Genomic DNA, 920 nt, shown 5'->3' with positions numbered 1-920 from the left:
CTCTAATCACATCCCATGAAAGAGTATATCATAGTAGTTGATATATCAACTACTTACAATTTAGAGAATTCTTTAGAAAAGGCAGCAGGCCCTATGGCCGCTGCCTTCTTGCTAAAGGAATGGTCCTTCCAACTCGATAAAGTCGATTATTTTTTGAAATAATGTCCTTGCTCGAGATCTTCAAGCAGCCCCGGATGTACAGGCTTCCAACCTAGTAGCTCCTGAGTCTCTGCACTCGATCTAGGAATATCAAGTGCTGCAATTAAACCTAGAAAGCCAAAGTGAGATTCTGCCTCTTCACGGGAAATGCTGACCGCCGGTAGGTTCAGATACCGTCMGATCACATCTGCAATGTCGCGGAATGGGATACCTTCATCGGCTACACCATCCAATCGCGAACCAGCCGGAGCAGATTCAATTGCCAGACGGAACAGTGTTGCCGCATCAAAGCGATGAACAGCCGGCCAGCGGTTGGCCCCGTCGCCGATATAAGCAGAGAATCCCTTCCTACGTGCGGTATGAATCAATTGAGGAACAAAACCCTTGTCATGCTCACCGTGCACGGATGGCGCAAGTGACACAATGGATGTCCGCACCCCGCGTTCGGCCAGTCCAATAACGACATTCTCCGCTGCAATCCCATTAGCGTGAGCAGTAATGACGAACGGCTTGTTGGAGCCTTCAAGCGCTACTCCCATCGCTTCTACAGCACGCAGATCAGTAGCAAGTGCTCCGGCAAAGTCCGAAAAATCATGCTTAAACGCCAAATGAATAATACCATCTGCACCAGCCGCGCCGCGCTGTAGGCTATCAAGATCCTCAAGGGTACCGCGGTGAACCTCTGCACCCGACTTCTCCAGTAAATTTGCACCATTATCAGAACGAGTAAGTCCTACAACTTGATGACCACCCTTCAACAG

The 920-nt window shown here is 49.4% G+C and carries 1 protein-coding gene; it reads right to left on the bottom strand.

All coding sequences use genetic code 11. The features are described from left to right. Positions 1-146: 146 nt before the first annotated feature. A partial coding sequence (locus AC1DUA_RS39205; RefSeq protein WP_477504818.1) for an SDR family oxidoreductase occupies positions 147-920 on the bottom strand: 774 nt, incomplete at its 5' end.

This window comes from Paenibacillus sp. 01T422 (assembly GCF_056398785.1).
This window is presented reverse-complemented; position numbering and strand designations above follow the sequence as displayed.